This window comes from Corynebacterium sp. HMSC035E02, from assembly GCF_001836065.1.
GTDB lineage: Bacteria > Actinomycetota > Actinomycetes > Mycobacteriales > Mycobacteriaceae > Corynebacterium > Corynebacterium hiratae.
In genome coordinates this window covers 64,908-79,988 of sequence record NZ_KV827349.1, presented here as the reverse complement: position 1 = coordinate 79,988, position 15,081 = coordinate 64,908, and the positions used below count along the sequence as shown (strand labels likewise).

Annotated in this window: 15 protein-coding genes; 5 read left to right on the top strand and 10 right to left on the bottom strand. The window is 62.7% G+C overall.

Translation table 11 applies throughout. The annotated features are described in order from the left end of the window. Positions 1 to 28: 28 nt before the first annotated feature. The 10 genes from coaBC to pyrR form a co-directional block, all read right to left on the bottom strand. The gene (coaBC, locus tag HMPREF2635_RS07795) at positions 29 to 1,297 is read right to left on the bottom strand and encodes a bifunctional phosphopantothenoylcysteine decarboxylase/phosphopantothenate--cysteine ligase CoaBC (protein ID WP_070516583.1); all 1,269 of its coding nucleotides are present in this window, start codon (positions 1,295 to 1,297) and stop codon (positions 29 to 31) included. A 151-nt stretch (positions 1,298 to 1,448) separates the two neighbouring features. Then, on the bottom strand, positions 1,449 to 1,751 hold the full coding sequence (gene rpoZ / locus HMPREF2635_RS07790; RefSeq protein WP_046649090.1) for a DNA-directed RNA polymerase subunit omega: 303 nt from the start codon (positions 1,749 to 1,751) through the stop codon (positions 1,449 to 1,451). A gap of 38 nt (positions 1,752 to 1,789) precedes the next feature. Beyond that, entirely contained in the window at positions 1,790 to 2,359 is a 570-nt protein-coding gene (gmk, locus tag HMPREF2635_RS07785) for a guanylate kinase (protein ID WP_046649089.1), read from the bottom strand. Positions 2,360 to 2,367: 8 nt separating this feature from the next. Next, complete coding sequence (gene mihF, locus HMPREF2635_RS07780; RefSeq protein ID WP_010186801.1) at positions 2,368 to 2,688, bottom strand: integration host factor, actinobacterial type; 321 nt, start codon at positions 2,686 to 2,688, stop codon at positions 2,368 to 2,370. A 270-nt stretch (positions 2,689 to 2,958) separates the two neighbouring features. Next, on the bottom strand, positions 2,959 to 3,807 hold the full coding sequence (pyrF, locus tag HMPREF2635_RS07775) for an orotidine-5'-phosphate decarboxylase (RefSeq protein WP_046649088.1): 849 nt from the start codon (positions 3,805 to 3,807) through the stop codon (positions 2,959 to 2,961). After that, positions 3,791 to 7,132: a carbamoyl-phosphate synthase large subunit gene (gene carB, locus HMPREF2635_RS07770; protein ID WP_070547355.1), complete on the bottom strand. Its 3,342-nt coding sequence runs from the start codon at positions 7,130 to 7,132 to the stop codon at positions 3,791 to 3,793. Before carB ends, pyrF begins: the two co-directional genes overlap by 17 nt. 30 nt (positions 7,133 to 7,162) lie before the next feature. Beyond that, the gene (gene carA, locus HMPREF2635_RS07765) at positions 7,163 to 8,326 is read right to left on the bottom strand and encodes a glutamine-hydrolyzing carbamoyl-phosphate synthase small subunit (protein WP_070821531.1); all 1,164 of its coding nucleotides are present in this window, start codon (positions 8,324 to 8,326) and stop codon (positions 7,163 to 7,165) included. 115 nt (positions 8,327 to 8,441) lie between these two features. Further along, the gene (locus HMPREF2635_RS07760; RefSeq protein ID WP_070821530.1) at positions 8,442 to 9,830 is read right to left on the bottom strand and encodes a dihydroorotase; all 1,389 of its coding nucleotides are present in this window, start codon (positions 9,828 to 9,830) and stop codon (positions 8,442 to 8,444) included. Positions 9,831 to 9,872: 42 nt separating this feature from the next. Beyond that, complete coding sequence (locus HMPREF2635_RS07755; protein WP_070821529.1) at positions 9,873 to 10,844, bottom strand: aspartate carbamoyltransferase catalytic subunit; 972 nt, start codon at positions 10,842 to 10,844, stop codon at positions 9,873 to 9,875. Then, on the bottom strand, positions 10,845 to 11,435 hold the full coding sequence (gene pyrR / locus HMPREF2635_RS07750; protein ID WP_070821528.1) for a bifunctional pyr operon transcriptional regulator/uracil phosphoribosyltransferase PyrR: 591 nt from the start codon (positions 11,433 to 11,435) through the stop codon (positions 10,845 to 10,847). Between the two features lie 161 nt (positions 11,436 to 11,596). Between pyrR and HMPREF2635_RS07745 the strand changes: the two genes are divergently transcribed. The 5 genes from HMPREF2635_RS07745 to HMPREF2635_RS07725 are packed head-to-tail and all read left to right on the top strand — an operon-like array spanning position 11,597 to position 15,079. Continuing rightward, a complete protein-coding gene (locus tag HMPREF2635_RS07745) occupies positions 11,597 to 12,994 on the top strand; it encodes a TIGR01777 family oxidoreductase (protein ID WP_070821527.1) in 1,398 nt (465 codons plus the stop codon). A gap of 28 nt (positions 12,995 to 13,022) precedes the next feature. Then, positions 13,023 to 13,538, top strand: a complete 516-nt coding sequence (locus HMPREF2635_RS07740; protein ID WP_046649083.1) for a YbjN domain-containing protein — start codon at positions 13,023 to 13,025, stop codon at positions 13,536 to 13,538. Then, positions 13,531 to 14,052, top strand: coding sequence for a YbjN domain-containing protein (locus tag HMPREF2635_RS07735; protein ID WP_070516569.1), 522 nt, complete (start codon positions 13,531 to 13,533; stop codon positions 14,050 to 14,052). Before HMPREF2635_RS07740 ends, HMPREF2635_RS07735 begins: the two co-directional genes overlap by 8 nt. Then, positions 14,049 to 14,570 (top strand): hypothetical protein, encoded by a 522-nt coding sequence (locus HMPREF2635_RS07730; RefSeq protein WP_070821526.1) that lies wholly within the window; start codon positions 14,049 to 14,051, stop codon positions 14,568 to 14,570. Before HMPREF2635_RS07735 ends, HMPREF2635_RS07730 begins: the two co-directional genes overlap by 4 nt. Beyond that, positions 14,567 to 15,079, top strand: coding sequence for a hypothetical protein (locus tag HMPREF2635_RS07725; RefSeq protein WP_070516565.1), 513 nt, complete (start codon positions 14,567 to 14,569; stop codon positions 15,077 to 15,079). Before HMPREF2635_RS07730 ends, HMPREF2635_RS07725 begins: the two co-directional genes overlap by 4 nt. Positions 15,080 to 15,081: the final 2 nt, after the last annotated feature.

Genomic DNA, 15,081 nt, shown 5'->3' with positions numbered 1-15,081 from the left:
AAGCGGTCTACAGCTGCAAGAACGACCACTACTTTTTCAGGATTTCATTCACAGCTTCAAGTATCTGCGCGGCCACGACCTGTTTCGAGCCAGGCTCAACCACCACTGGCTCGGCATCACGCCGCAGGATCCACCCAGCGCTCGTGGGCTGGCCAAAGACCTTTCCCTCCCCGACCTCATTGGCCATGAGTACATCGCAGCCCTTCTTTGCGAACTTCCGCTGGGCGTACTCCAGGACAGTCGTCGTCTCATCACCGGTTTCTGCGGCGAAGCCGACGATGATGGCATCGGGGTTGAGGGAGCCACTGTCGCGACGCTCGACGAGGCCCTTGAGGATATCCGGATTTTCCACCAGTTCCAGATGCGCCAAATCAGCGTCCGCGGTACCCTTCTTCATCTTTGAATCAGCCACGGAGGCTGGGCGATAGTCCGCAACGGCCGCGGCCATGATGACGATGTCCGCGTCGGCGGACTCTGTATTCATTGCCTCCTGCATATCGCGGGTTGAGGTCACCCGCACGACCGTGGCACCGGAGGGAACCGGAAGCGCCTCCGTATTACCGGCAACGATGGTGACATCGGCACCCCGCTGTGCGGCAATCTCAGCCAACGCAAAGCCTTGTCGTCCGGACGAGCGGTTGCCAAGGTAGCGCACTGGGTCAAGGTTCTCTTGCGTGCCGCCAGCGGAGATCACGACCTTCCGGCCCTGCCAATCATGGTCCACGCGGTGGCCGGCAATGATGGTGCGAGCAAATTCCGCAATCTGCTCCGGATCCGGCAACCGGCCTGCGCCCGTATCGGTACCGGTCAAGCGGCCGTGGGCGGGCTCCATGACAGTAACTCCGCGACGGCGCAGCGTAGCCACGTTGTCTTGGGTTGCCGGGTTAAGCCACATCTCCGTGTGCATCGCTGGGGCGATAATCACCGGACACGTCGCAACAAGGACGGATGCGCTGAGAAGATCGTCGGCGCGACCACCAGCCAAACGCGCGATCAGGTCCGCGGTTGCCGGGGCAATAACGATGGCATCCGCTTGCTGGCCTAGGGAGACGTGCTGGACTTCATCCACCGCATCAAAGACCGTGGTCGACACCGGATGCCCCGACAAGGCCTCAAAGGTCGCTGCCCCAACGAAGTTCAGCGCAGCCTCGGTAGGAATCACGCGAACATCATCGCCATGCTCAGTGAAATCGCGGATAAGATGGCACGCCTTGTAGGCGGCAATTCCTCCCGCCACTCCGATGAGGATGCGCCGCCGTTGAGCCGACCCCGCCCCTGCGGACTCTGGATGATTCACGGCGCTACTTTCTTGAGCTTCTTGGAAATGCTGTACGTCCTTCACTCGGACGATGTTACCCAAGACGCACTGAACCCACCCAGTATCTTGGCAGACACGTGGGTGGGTTCAGTTCAGAATGTGCTGTAGGCAGCTACCGGCACGGAAAAGCTTAGTTGCCTTCCTCGTGGTCCAGCAGGCCGGCTTCGATTTCGCGCAAAGCGATGGACAGCGGCTTCTCCCCCGGTTCCGGGGTCACCAGCGGTCCGACAAACTCGAAGACGCCTTCATCCTGTTCTTGGTAGTAGCTGTTGATCTGGCGTGCGCGCTTAGCGGCAAAGATCACCAGAGCGTACTTGGACGAGACCTTGCCCAGCAGCTCATCGATCGGCGGATCGGTAATGCCCGTCGGCGGATCGAATACTGGTTCCGGCTTAACGGCCTCAGAATTAGCAGGTGTGGTCACGTTGGTCACATGCACCTTTACTGTTGGTAGATGGTCAAAATCGTGGTCTATCCACGCAGGATAGCACTAATAGCGGCAACGGCCTCATCGAGATCTTCATTGACAACGATGTGGTCGAACTCCTTTTGCGCGGCAAGCTCCGACTCAGCGGTCTGCAACCGGCGGTCAATGACATCCTGCGGCTCGGTCCCACGCCCTGTCAGGCGCTCGACCAAAACTTCCCAGGAGGGTGGGGCGAGAAACACGGTTTCCGCCTCCGGCATCGCCGCCTTCACGTTGCGGGCGCCTGCAAGATCAACCTCTACCAACACCGGGCGTCCAGCCGTCATCGCTTCTTGGACCGGCTGAGCGGGCGTCCCGGAACGCTGCAAACCGCCGTGGATCTCTGCCCATTCGAGCATGTCACCGGCGTCGATATGCTCTTGAAAGGTCTCTGGTGAGACGAAGAAGTAGTCCACCCCATCAGTCTCTCCGGGACGGGGTTGGCGCGTCGTCATGGAGACGCTGAAGTAGAGGTTGTCGACATCGTCGCGCAGGCGCGAAACCACCGTGGATTTGCCCACAGCGGACGGCCCGGCCAGAACGACCAGGCGCCCGCGTGCAGTTTCGTCAGCCATTGCGCTAATTACTCGCCGTAGCCGAAACGCTCGAGCAGGGCGCGGCGCTGACGGTCACCCAGGCCACGCAGACGGCGGGTCTGAGCAATCTCCAGGTCCTCCATGATTTCCTTAGCCTTGACCTTGCCAACCTTCGGCAGGGCCTCGAGGAGAGCGGAGACCTTGGTCTTGCCGATGATCTCATCGGTCTCGGCCTTCTCCAGAACTTCCTGCAGGTTGGTCTCGCCACGCTTCAGCGCAGCCTTGAGCTCAGCGCGAGCCTTGCGGGCCTCGGCGGCCTTTGCGAGAGCTTCTTTGCGCTGCTCATCTGTCAACTTGGGAAGGGCCACGGGTTTCCTCCGATTTCATTAGTTCGAACATTGTCTTCTGATGGCTAGCACCAGAATCTCGGCTCACGGTGGGAAGGTTTCCCCAGCGCGGGATAGCTTTTGCTACCTCCACGAACCGACTTCTGGCAATCCTAGCACTGGTCTGTACGCGATGACGCAACGCGGCCCCCTTCTTTTAAAGGTTCCCGCACGTCAACGCACATGCCTTAAACAAAATACCAGGTAAACGGCGCGCCCGTTAATCCAGCACGCCGCCACCTGGTCTGAGTATTAATCCCGGAACTCCGCCGCGGTATCCACTACGGCTTTCCGCAGGTCAGAGACACTCGGCCCCTGCGAAAGAATGGCCCGGGAAACGTTGGCAAAGCCGAGCTCGGGCGCCGCTGCGGTGAGTTCCCTTACATCGGCGGGCGTAGCGCCCTGGGCGCCCACACCCGGCAGCAGCACCGGACCGTTTAATTGGTCTAGTGCAGGCGGAGCCTCCAACGTCGCGCCCACGACAACACCAAGGGCACCCACGGTGGTGTCTGGCCCAGCCGCAGAGGCGTTGCGCTGTGCAAGCTCATCGACGACGCGCTGCGCAACGCTGCGGCCGTCGACACTCAACGACTGCAACGCCACGGCCTCCGGATTGGAGGTCGCCGCAAGAACAAAGACACCTCGTCCAGTTTCCTCCGCTAGGTCGAAGACTGGACTCAAAGCACCCACACCGAGGTAGGGCGAGACCGTCACAGCATCGGAACGCAGCGGCGAGTCCTCCCCCAACCAGGCTTGTGCGTAGCCCGCCATGGTGGAACCGATGTCTCCGCGCTTCGCGTCCGCTAGGCTCAGACAGCCCTGCTCGCGGAGCCCCGCGAGGGCCTCCTCAAGAACTGCGAAGCCGCGCGAACCGAAACGCTCAAAGAAAGCCACCTGTGGCTTCACCACCGCGGCGGTCTCGCCGAAGGCCTCTACACAGCGCAGCGTAAACGTGCGCAGACCATCCACATCAACCGACAGGCCCCAGGCTTCGAGCAGATGCGGGTGCGGGTCGATGCCTACGCACAGGCGCCCGCGCTCCGCACCAGCTGCTACGAGGCGCTCACCAAAAGACGGCAACTTCCTAGTTGGCTGGGTCATGCTCAAGCTCCTGCAGCGCGCGCACCTTGAGATCCCCGCGACGCAGAGCCTCAATACCCTGCACGGCGGCGGTCACGCCCTGGACGGTCGTCACCAACGGAATGCCCACGGATACCGCAGCAGCGCGGATGTCATAGCCGTCGTGGCGGGCACCGGCGGAGCCTGCCGGGGTGTTAAGGATGAGATCAACCTTTCCAGCAAGAATCTGGTCCACGATGGACTCCTCGCCCTCCGTGGCCTCCGATACCTTCCGGGCGACCTCGCACTCGACACCGTTGCGGCGCAGCATTTGCGCGGTCCCAGCGGTAGCCACGATGGTGTAACCCATGTAGGCCAGGCGCTGAATCGGGAAGATGAGCGTGCGCTTATCGCGGTTGGCTACGGAGACAAACACGGTTCCCTCAGTGGGCAGCTCGCCGAAGGCGGCCATCTCACCCTTGGCGTAGGCGGCGCCGAAGTTATCGGCCAAGCCCATCACCTCACCGGTGGACTTCATCTCTGGGGACAGCAAAGTATCCAGCAGCTGGCCATCGGGGCGACGGAAGCGGTTAAACGGCAGCACGGCTTCTTTGACCGCAATCGGGTGCTCCAGCGGCAGGGAACCACCGTCGTAGGTAGACGGGATGATGCCCTCCTCGCGCAGCTCGGCGATGGATGCCCCCAGCATGACACGCGCGGCGGCCTTGGCCAGCGGGACGCCGGTGGCCTTGGAGACGAAAGGCACGGTGCGGGAGGCACGCGGGTTGGCTTCGATGACGTAGAGGGTGTCATCCTTCAAGGCGTACTGAACGTTCATCAAGCCCTTGACGCCGATGCCATGCGCTAGGCGACGCGTCGACTCCCGCACCTTCTCAATATCCTCCGGGCCCAGCGTCATCGGCGGCAGGGCGCAGGAAGAGTCACCGGAGTGAATACCGGCCTCCTCGATGTGCTCCATCACGCCGCCGAGGTAGACCTCCTCGCCGTCGCACAGCGCGTCGACGTCAATCTCGATGGCGTTATCCAGGAAGCGGTCGACGAGGACCGGGTGGTCCGAGGTGATCTCGGTAGCGCGCTCGATGTAGTTGCGCAGCGAATCTTCGTCGTAGACGATCTCCATGCCGCGGCCACCCAGCACGTAGGACGGGCGGACCAATACCGGGTAGCCGATATTCGAGGCGACCTGGCGGGCCTCCTCGAAGGAGGTAGCGGTGCCGAAGGCCGGTGCGGGCAGCTCGGCTTCGGCGAGCACCTTGCCGAATTCACCGCGGTCCTCGGCCAAGTCGATGGCAGCGGCCGAGGTTCCCACGACCGGAACTCCGGCAGCGGTCAGGCGCTCAGCCAGGCCCAGCGGGGTTTGGCCACCCAGCTGGACGATGACGCCGGCAACCTCACCGCACGCGGCCTCCGCGTGGTAGACCTCCATGACGTCCTCGAAAGTCAGCGGCTCGAAGTAGAGGCGGTCTGCCGTGTCATAGTCAGTCGACACCGTCTCCGGGTTGCAGTTGACCATGACCGTCTCGTAGCCCTCGCGGGAAAGCTCCAGGGCGGCATGCACGCAGGAGTAGTCAAACTCGATACCCTGACCGATGCGGTTCGGGCCAGAGCCCAGGATGATGACCTTGCCCTTAGTCTTCTCCTCGCTTGCGCGGACCTCGGACTCAGCGTTCGGATCCAGCTCATAAGTGCTGTAGTGGTACGGGGTCTGCGCCTCGAACTCACCAGCGCAAGTATCGACGGTCTTGTACACCGGGCGAATACCCAAGGACCAGCGCAGGGAGCGCACGCCATCCTCGCCAGCGAACTCTGGGCGAAGAGCCGCGATCTGGGCATCGGACAGGCCGAAGACCTTGGCGCGGCGCAGCAAATCAGCGTCCAGAACCGGCGCACTCACGAGCTCCTCGCGGAACTGGACCAGCGCCTCCAACTCAGCGAGGAACCACGGGTCCAAGTGGGAGTGCTCGTGCAGCTGCTCGATGGTCGCACCGAGGCGCAGGGCCAGCTCGACGTCGTACATGCGGCCCTCTGTCGGGCGCTCCAGGTCCTTGAGAACGGCCTCGAGATCCGTAGCGCGCTCCCCGGCAAAGTACTCATCTGGCTGGGTCCAGAAACCTGCGGGCTTGGATTCCAGGGAACGCATGACCTTATTCAGGCCGGAAATGTAGTTGCGGCCGATACCCATGGCCTCGCCCACAGACTTCATGGTGGTGGTCAGGGTGTCATCGGCGCCCGGGAACTTCTCAAAAGCAAAGCGTGGAGCCTTGACGATGACATAGTCCAGAGTCGGCTCGAAAGCAGCCGGGGTAACACCGGTGATGTCATTGCGCACCTCATCGAGGGTGTAGCCAATGGCCAGCTTGGCGGCCAGCTTGGCAATCGGGAAACCGGTGGCCTTGGAGGCCAGCGCCGAGGAGCGGGATACGCGCGGGTTCATCTCAATGGTGATGATGCGGCCATCATCCGGGTTCACTGCGAACTGGATGTTGCACCCGCCGGTGTCGACGCCCACCTCGCGAATGATGGCGATACCCTGGTCGCGCATCTTCTGGTACTCGCGATCCGTCAGAGTCAGGGCCGGCGCCACGGTGACGGAGTCACCGGTGTGGACGCCGAGGGCATCGACGTTCTCGATGGACGCGATGACCACCACGTTATCGTCGCCGTCACGCATGAGCTCGAGCTCGAACTCCTTCCAGCCCAGGATGGACTCCTCGATGAGGACGTTCGCCTCTGGGGATGCAGCCAAGCCGCCGCCGGCAATGCGCTCAAGGTCCTCCTCGTTGAAGGCCAGGCCCGAACCGAGGCCGCCCATGGTAAACGACGGGCGAACGACAACCGGCAGGCCGAGCTCGGCGACAGTCTCGTGGACCTCCTCCATCGTGTGGCAGACGCGGGAGCGCGCGGATTCGCCGCCGATGGAGGCGACAATATCCTTGAACTTCTGGCGGTCCTCGCCGCGCTCAATCGCATCGATATCGGCACCGATGAGCTCGATATCGTACTTCTTCAGGATACCCAGGCGGTCCAGCTGCACCGCGGCGTTCAGAGCGGTCTGGCCGCCCAGGGTTGCCAGCACGGCGTCGATGGGGTTGCCCTCTTCCTTTTCCTTCTGGAAGATCTTCTCAATGAACTCGGGCTCGATGGGCTCCACATAGGTGTGGTCGGCGAACTCCGGGTCCGTCATGATCGTTGCCGGGTTGGAGTTGACCAGCGTAACGCGCAGGCCTTCCTCCTTGAGCACGCGGCAGGCCTGGGTACCGGAGTAGTCGAACTCGCAGGCCTGGCCAATAACAATCGGACCGGAGCCGATAACCAGGACGTGATTGATGTCGTTGCGCTTTGGCATGTGTTTCTTCTTCCTTTTCCTGGTTGCGTTCTACTTGTTCGGGGACTTTTCAGTCATGAGCTCGATGAACTGATCAAAGAGCGGGTTAGCATCGTGCGGGCCAGCCGCGGACTCAGGGTGGTACTGCACGGAGTACGCCATGCCATCCTTGAGCGCAACACCTTCAATGGTGTTGTCGTTGAGGCAGGTGTGAGACACCACTGCCGGGCCGAAGTCGGTCTCGAATTCCTCACCGGCCGGGTCTTCCTTGCCCGAGGGGCTGGCCAGGGCGAAGCCGTGGTTCTGAGAGGTGATGTCGATCTTTCCGGTCAGTTGGTTGCGCACCGGCACGTTGATGCCGCGGTGACCGAACTTCAGCTTGTAGGTATCCATGCCCAGCGCACGGCCGAGGATCTGGTTGCCGAAGCAGATGCCGAAGAACGGGTACTTGGCGGCGAGGATGTCGCGGACGATGCCAACCATGGTGTCCGCAGTAGCCGGGTCGCCCGGACCGTTGGAGACAAACACACCGTCCGGCTTGTACTGCTTGATCTCCTCGAACGGGGTGTTGGCGGGAACCACGATGGTTTCGATGCCGCGCTCGGCAAAGTTCTTCGGTGTGGCGGTCTTGACTCCCATGTCGTAGGCCACGACGGTGAAGCGCTTCTCCCCTACGGCCGGGAAGGAATAAACCTCATCAGTCGAGACCTCTGCCGACAGGTCGAGTCCGGCCATGGAGGGCTGGTTCTTCACCTCAGCGATGAGCACCTCGACGTCCCGCTCAGCATCGGCACCGGAGAAGATACCTGCCTTGATGGAGCCATGGTTGCGCAGGTGGCGCACCAGGGTGCGGGTATCGATGCCGCTGATACCAATGATGCCCTGCTTTTCCATCTCCTCCGGCAGTGAGCGCTCGGCGCGCCAGTTGGAGACGCGGCGAGCAAGGTCGCGGATGACCAGACCGGCGACCCAAATCTTGTCGCCGTGGGACTCGTTGTCCTCATCATTCCAACCTGTATTACCAATCTGCGGCGCGGAGGCTACGACGATCTGGCGGTGGTACGACGGATCCGTCATGGTCTCCTGGTAGCCCGTCATGGCGGTGGTGAAGACAGCCTCGCCCAGGGTCGTACCCGTGGCGCCAAAGCCAAAGCCACGGAAGGTGCGGCCATCAGCGAGGACCAGGATGGCGGGGGTGGTGGTAGTGGAAGTCACTGTGTGTTGAACCTTTCAGTGAATTTTCTCGGTGAAGGGTGATTGTGTTGGGGACGTGCGTTGGTGTGCGTTGGCTACTTAAGTGTTGAGCAACTCTGATTGTCGATTATCCCGATTACTCGGCCGCCTCGCTGGCGCTTTCAGCCGCTAGGTCGTAGGTCACCGCGCCCCGCAGGATGGTGTAGGCCACGCGTGCACCGAATTCCTCCCCCTCATAGGGGTTGTTCTCCGACTTCGAGGCCAGGCGCGTGGAATCGGATACCCACTGGTGTTCCGGATCAACGATGGTAAGGTTTGCGGGCTCTCCCACGGCAATCGGGCGGCCATGGCCGGGCAGACGGGTGATCTCGGCCGGGCGTTCCGACATGACGCGGGCAACGAAGCGCCAGTCGGCCAGACCGGTGGCAACGAAAAGCTTGGCGATAACCGCCAGGGAGGACTCCAAGCCCAGCATGCCTGGCTTGGCGTGTTCGAACTCGACGCACTTGTCTTCGCTGCCGTGCGGGGCGTGGTCGGTCGCCACGACGTCGATAAGCCCGTCGAGCAAGGCCTGGCGCAGGGCCAGGGTGTCGGATTCCTCGCGCAACGGTGGGTTGACGCGGTAGACGCCGTCGTAGGTCACCAGCTTGTCATCGGTCAGCAGCAGGTGGTGCGGGGTCACCTCGGCGGTCAGTGGAATGCCCTGTTCCTTGGCCCATTTGAGCAGCTCCACGGTGCCTTTCGTCGAAGCGTGGCAGATGTGCATGCGGTTGCCATAGTCACGCGCGAGTAGTGCGTCGCGGGCGACGATGGACTCCTCGGCCACGCGGGGCCAGCCGCGCAGGCCCAGGCGGGCCGCAACCTCGCCCTCGTGGGCGCTAGCGCCGTCAGTCATGCGGTGGTCCTCTGCGTGCTGGGCCAGCAGGACGTCAAGGCCCTTAGCGTACTCCAAGGCACGGCGCATGAGCTGCGGGTCTTGGACGCACTTGCCGTCATCAGAGAACATGCGCACCTTGGCATCCGAGCGGGCCATCATGCCAAACTCGGTCAGGGTCTTGCCCTCGAGGCCCTTCGTGATGGAGCCGACCGGGTGAACATCGCACAGGCCGCGTGCCTGGCCCTTGGCCCAGACGGACTCGGCGATGATCGGCTGGTCCGTCACCGGTGAGGTGTTGGCCATGGTGAACACGGCGGTAAAGCCACCCTTGGCGGCAGCCCGCGAACCGGTTTCGATGGTCTCGGTGTCCTCGCGGCCGGGCTCACGCAGGTGAACGTGCATGTCCACCAGCCCCGGCAGCAGCACGTTGCCGCCACCGTCGATAGTGCGGTCCACCTCAACTGCCGGGGTCACGGCCCCGGCGTCCCTGGCGTCCCCGGCATCGGCGGCAGTGCCGATGGCCTCGATGACGCCATCCTTGATCAGGATGCTGGTGGGTTCGCCCTCGCCATAGGGGCGAACGTTGGTGATGAGCAGAGTGCCGGCCGCGGGAGCAGAGAGCACGCCGGTGTCTGGATAATTAGTCATGGATTCTTCAGCTCTCCTCGTTGCTAAGTGGGACATCTCGATTTAGATACCGGCGTTCTCGCCGTTCGTCAGCAGCGTAAACAAGGCCGCCATGCGCACGTGGACACCGTTGTTGACCTGCTGGAGCACTGCGGTGTTGTCAAAGTCGGCCACGGCATAGTTGATCTCCATGCCACGAACCATGGGGCCCGGGTGCATGATGATGGCATCCTTCTTCATGGCCGCGGCGCGGTCCTTGGACAGCCCGTAGAGAGTGGCATATTCGCGGTGAGATGGGAAGAAACCGCCGTTCATGCGCTCTGCTTGCACGCGGAGCATCATGACGACGTCTGCCTTGTCCACCTCGGCGTCGAAATCGTGGGAGACTCGCACGGGCCAGGTCTCCACCCCGAAGGGCAGCAGCGTCGGCGGGGCGACGAGCGTGACTTCAGCGCCCAGCGTGGAGAGCAGGTCCACGTTGGAGCGCACCACGCGAGAATGCAGGCAGTCACCGACGATAGCCACGTTTAGACCTTCAAAACCGGTGCCGGCTGCCGAGCGATCCGCGCCCAGGTGCAGGCGCTGGCGCATCGTGACGGCGTCGAGAAGCGCCTGCGTGGGGTGCTGGTGGGAGCCATCGCCGGCGTTAATCACGCTCGGGCCCTGGCCGCCGGGCGCTACCCAGCTAGCTAGCTGCTGTGCCGCACCGGAGGAAGGATGGCGCATGATGATGGCGTCCGCCCCGATGGACGCCAAGGTCAACCCGGTGTCCTTGAGGGACTCGCCCTTCTTGACCGAAGACGTCGAAGCGGAGAGGTTAATGACATCCGCCGACATCCACTTGCCCGCCGTCTCGAAAGAGGAACGAGTGCGGGTGGAATTCTCGTAGAACAAGGTGAAAACGGTGCGCCCGCGCAGCGTGGGCAACTTCTTGACCTCGCGGCCTTCCAGGGCTTCCCGGAAGCGGTCGGCCTCATCCATCAGACCGAGAATCTCCTCGGCGCTGTGGTCGGCGATGTTAATGAGGTGCTTCATTTATGCCTCCTTGCCGGGCTGTGCAGCGAAGCGGGTGAGAACGACGGCATCGCGCCCATCAATGTCGGCGTTGTAGACGGTGACATCCTCATCCCGCGCGGTGGGGATGTTTTTGCCCACGTAGTCGGCGCGGATGGGTACCTGGCGGTGCCCGCGGTCCACGAGGACGGCGAGCTGGATGATGTCGGGGCGGCCGATGTCCGCGAGGGCATCGAGGGCGGCGCGGATGGTGCGGCCGGAGTAAAGGACGTCGTCGACAAGAATGACGGTGGCGCCATCGATCCCGCCGTCAGGCACCGTCGTGGGCTGCAAGGCACGGTGCGGGCGGGCATATAAATCGTCTCGGTACAAAGTGATGTCGAGGGAGCCCCAGGGAATCTCCACCCCGGAGAATTCCTCAATCTTTTCGGCAAGGCGCTGCGCCAAAGGCACGCCACCAGAGGGAATGCCTAAGAGCAGGACTCGAGAAGAATCACTCGAATCTAGCGCCGTCTTTTCAATGATCTGGTGCGCGATGCGTGCGACAGTACGCGCGACGTCTGAGGAGCTCAGCAGCTCGTTGGACTCCGCGTGGGTGCCGGATTCACTCATCGTGACCTCCTTCCCCGCCTCACGGTGCGGTCTTTAAAGGATGTCGGACAATGGTTCAGTGGACTTGTCTATGCTTGAAAGCCAGCACTAACCATAGCACTCTTCACGCGTGCTTGGTACGCCCTCGCACCCCCGAATCTCCTGAGGCAGGTCTATAGACAGTGAGTTTCACTACCCAGCACGTTGTCCCCGCCCCGCGCGAAGACGTATGGCAGTGGCATACCCGCCAGGGGGCGTTTGCTCGCCTCACCCCACCTTTCGGTTTTATGACCCCGCTTCAGCAAGCCGAGTCCTTGGCCGATGGAACCTCAATATTGGGCTTTCCCGGCGGCCTGAAATGGGTTGCCCGCCACGACCTCAGCCGCTACCAACCGCGGCGCTCTTTCGCGGATGTCTGTATCAACGCCCCCTTCCGTTCCCTAGCGAATTGGCGCCACGAGCACTTCTTTGAGGATCATCCGGAGGGCACGCTCATCACGGACAAGGTGGAGACCCGCATCCCCGCCGGAGCCCTGGAATCGATCTTCGCTTACCGCCAGCAGCAACTCATCGAAGACTTTCGCTTTGCCCACAGGCTCGGCGCGCTCAACGCCGAGCCCCGCACGGTAGCGATAACCGGAACGCACGGGACGGTGGGCGCGGCTGTGGCTGCGCAATTGGGCACCCTGGGCCACACCGTCATCCCTTTGGTGCGCTCCAGCCCCGGGCCTGGCGAGCGCCTCTGGCGCCCCCAGCTGCCAGCGAAGGACCTGCTGGAGGGCGTTGACGTTCTCATCCACTTAGCCGGCGAACCTATCTTCGGGCGCTTCAATTCCGCACACAAAGAGGCCATTCGGGATTCCCGCGTTGAACCTACCCGCCTACTGGCCCAGGTGGCTGCTGAGACCCCGTCCCTGACCGCCCTGGTGTGTGCCTCCGCCATTGGTATTTACGGCGCGGACAGGGGTGAAACGGAACTGACCGAGGAATCGGAGCGCGGCGAGGGTTTTCTCGCCGACGTCGTCGCCGACTGGGAGGCGGCGTGTGAGCCGGCGCGGGAGGCTGGAAAGCGCGTGGTTAACCTGCGCACCGGCATTGTGCAATCAGCCAATGCGGGGATCCTGCCGTTGCTACGCGGGCTGTTTTCCACTGGTCTTGGCGGCGCCTTCGGCAAAGGCACCATGTGGAATAGCTGGATTGCGCAAGATGATCTTTCTGACATGTTCATCCGCGCCGCGCTCGACCCGGCCTGGCACGGCGTCATCAACGCGGTCTCCCCCACTCCGGTGCTCAACCGCGATTATGTTGATGCCCTTGGTTCCTTGCTCCACCGCCCCACCATCATTCCGATTCCCAGCGTCGGTCCGGCGCTGCTGCTAGGCAAGGAAGGTGCGCGTGAGCTTGCACTGGCTAACCAAAAGGTTCTGCCCACGCGCGCGGAAGCGCTCGGCCATACTTTCCGATATCCCGAGATCGCTCCAGCGCTTGCCCACGAGCTGGGCGGGGAAAAACTCTTCGAGGACCCCACCTGCGCACCCCAGGAAGACGGCTCCGGTAGTGTCGGGGCCGGAAAAGATTAAGAAGAATGTAGCGAAGTGAGTAGAAGAATTGACTGACACCACTAATCACGACGAAGCGCAGCAGCGCCAGCTGCAGCCCGATACTCCGATTGAGGAGGTCACACTCGAGCGCATTGCGGAGATCTTTAAGTCAGAAGGCTTGGAATACCGCATCGAAGAGCAAAAGACGCAGGACGGCCAGACGGTCAACCTTTTGCGCACCGGCTTCTCGAACGCCGCCATTGCCTTCCAGCTGGTTGGCTCCTCCCTCATCGTTGATTCCGTGTGGCGCGGTTCTGTGCCCGCCTCCGAGGGCCCGGCGCTCCTCATGCACATCAACGCCTGGAACCAGGATCACTTCACGCCGACGTTCCGCTTCTTTGAGGCTCCGGACAACGCCTTGGCAGTCTCCGGTGCGCGCGATCTCGACCTGACCCACGGCGCTTCCCGCAACCAGTTAGGCGCGTTCGTCATGTCCACCCTGGATGCCGTGTTGCAGTCCTTCGAGTGGATTGAACAGCAGTACCCGCAGCTCGTCACCTGGAAGGAGCACAACCATGACTAATCCTGCGACTACCCCCGCCGAGGATCCGCACGCACTGCCGGAGGTCACCCTCGACCGCATCATTGAGGCAATGAAGACCTTCGACATCGAACTCGAGCCGGTCACCGGCCGCGACGACGCCGCCACCGCCAACCTCAACGGCCTGCCGTGCATGTTCGCTGTGCTGGAAAGCGTTGCCATCGTGCGCTGCGATGTGCCAACGGACGTCAACTACGCCAAGGCCGACGCCGGCCTTTTCCTCGCGGCTAACCAGATCAATTCCGTGGCTATGGGGGCCCGCGCCGTCATTGCTGACTTCGACGGCATGCTGCTCGTGCGCACCGAGGCCGATATTCCGTGCGCGGCCGGCATGACCGACGAACAACTCGCGGCCGCGCTGCGCGCCTCCGTGGATGGTGTCATCAACGCCCAGAACGCCATGGTCGCCGCCGCCGAGGAAATGGCCAAGCTCGGTTCCGAATCTGCTGCACAGGCGGGCGAGGGAGCTGAGGGCGCGCAGGGTGAGCAGCAGTGACCGATCTCCACGTGGTTGAGCCGGTCACCATTGACCGGCTGGCGCAGTTGTGCGAGCTTATCGATGCCGACTACGCGCTCATCGAAGCTGCCCCCGAGGAAGGCGACGCTCCTGGTGCCGGCGACGACAACGCCCCCGCGCGCCGCGTCCTGCAGACCGGTGTGCCGCATATCGCGGTGCACTGTGACCTCGACGCGGAAGGCGACGTATTGAGCGCCTTCGCCTCCTGGGAAGGCACGCTTCCCGCGCACCTCGAACACGACGTTGCTGCTGCCGTGGCGGAGCTGAACTGGGCCAGCGTGGCGCCCACCTTGAACTTCCTCGTCGAAGAGGACGCGAAGGGCAACGCGGAGATCCACCTAGGCGCCAACCGCGCCATGGCCGTGGGCGAAGGTTTGTCCTTGGCCCAGCTGGGGCATTTCCTGCTGAGCTCGCTCGCCAGCTTCGCGGAGGTTTTCGACGTCGTGGCGCAGCGTTTTCCCCAGGCGGTCACCTGGAACGAGGAGGAGCAAGCATGAACCACAACGCTAGCGAAGGCACCGATCCTTTCGACATCCTGTCTGGGTCTCCGCTGCCCGCCGTCAGCCGGGACAGCGTGCTGAGCGTGCTCAACGGTACGGAACTAGATATGGCGGCCACCGCGCACCCGGAGGACCCCACTGCGGCGGTTGCCCGCCTCAATGACCTTGATTGGGTTATCACCGTCGACGATGGCCTCGTGCGCATGGAATGCGTGCTGCCGACGCAGCTCGACGCGGACATGCTCCCGATCTTCCACGTCTTGTGCAACGAGTTCAATTCCAGTGCCTTCGATGGGCGCGCGATCGTTGGCCTCGTTGAGGATGAGGTGGAGCTGCGTGGTGATGCCTGCTTCGTCACCACGGCGGGTCTGAACGAGGACCAGCTCTTCCACGCCCTCAACCTGGGAATTATCAATGCCCAGGAAGCGCTGTTGTCCGTCCTCGATAGTTTCAACGCCGCCGCCCGTGAGCTCGCCAGCGACGTCGATGAGGCACAGAGCGACTAGTT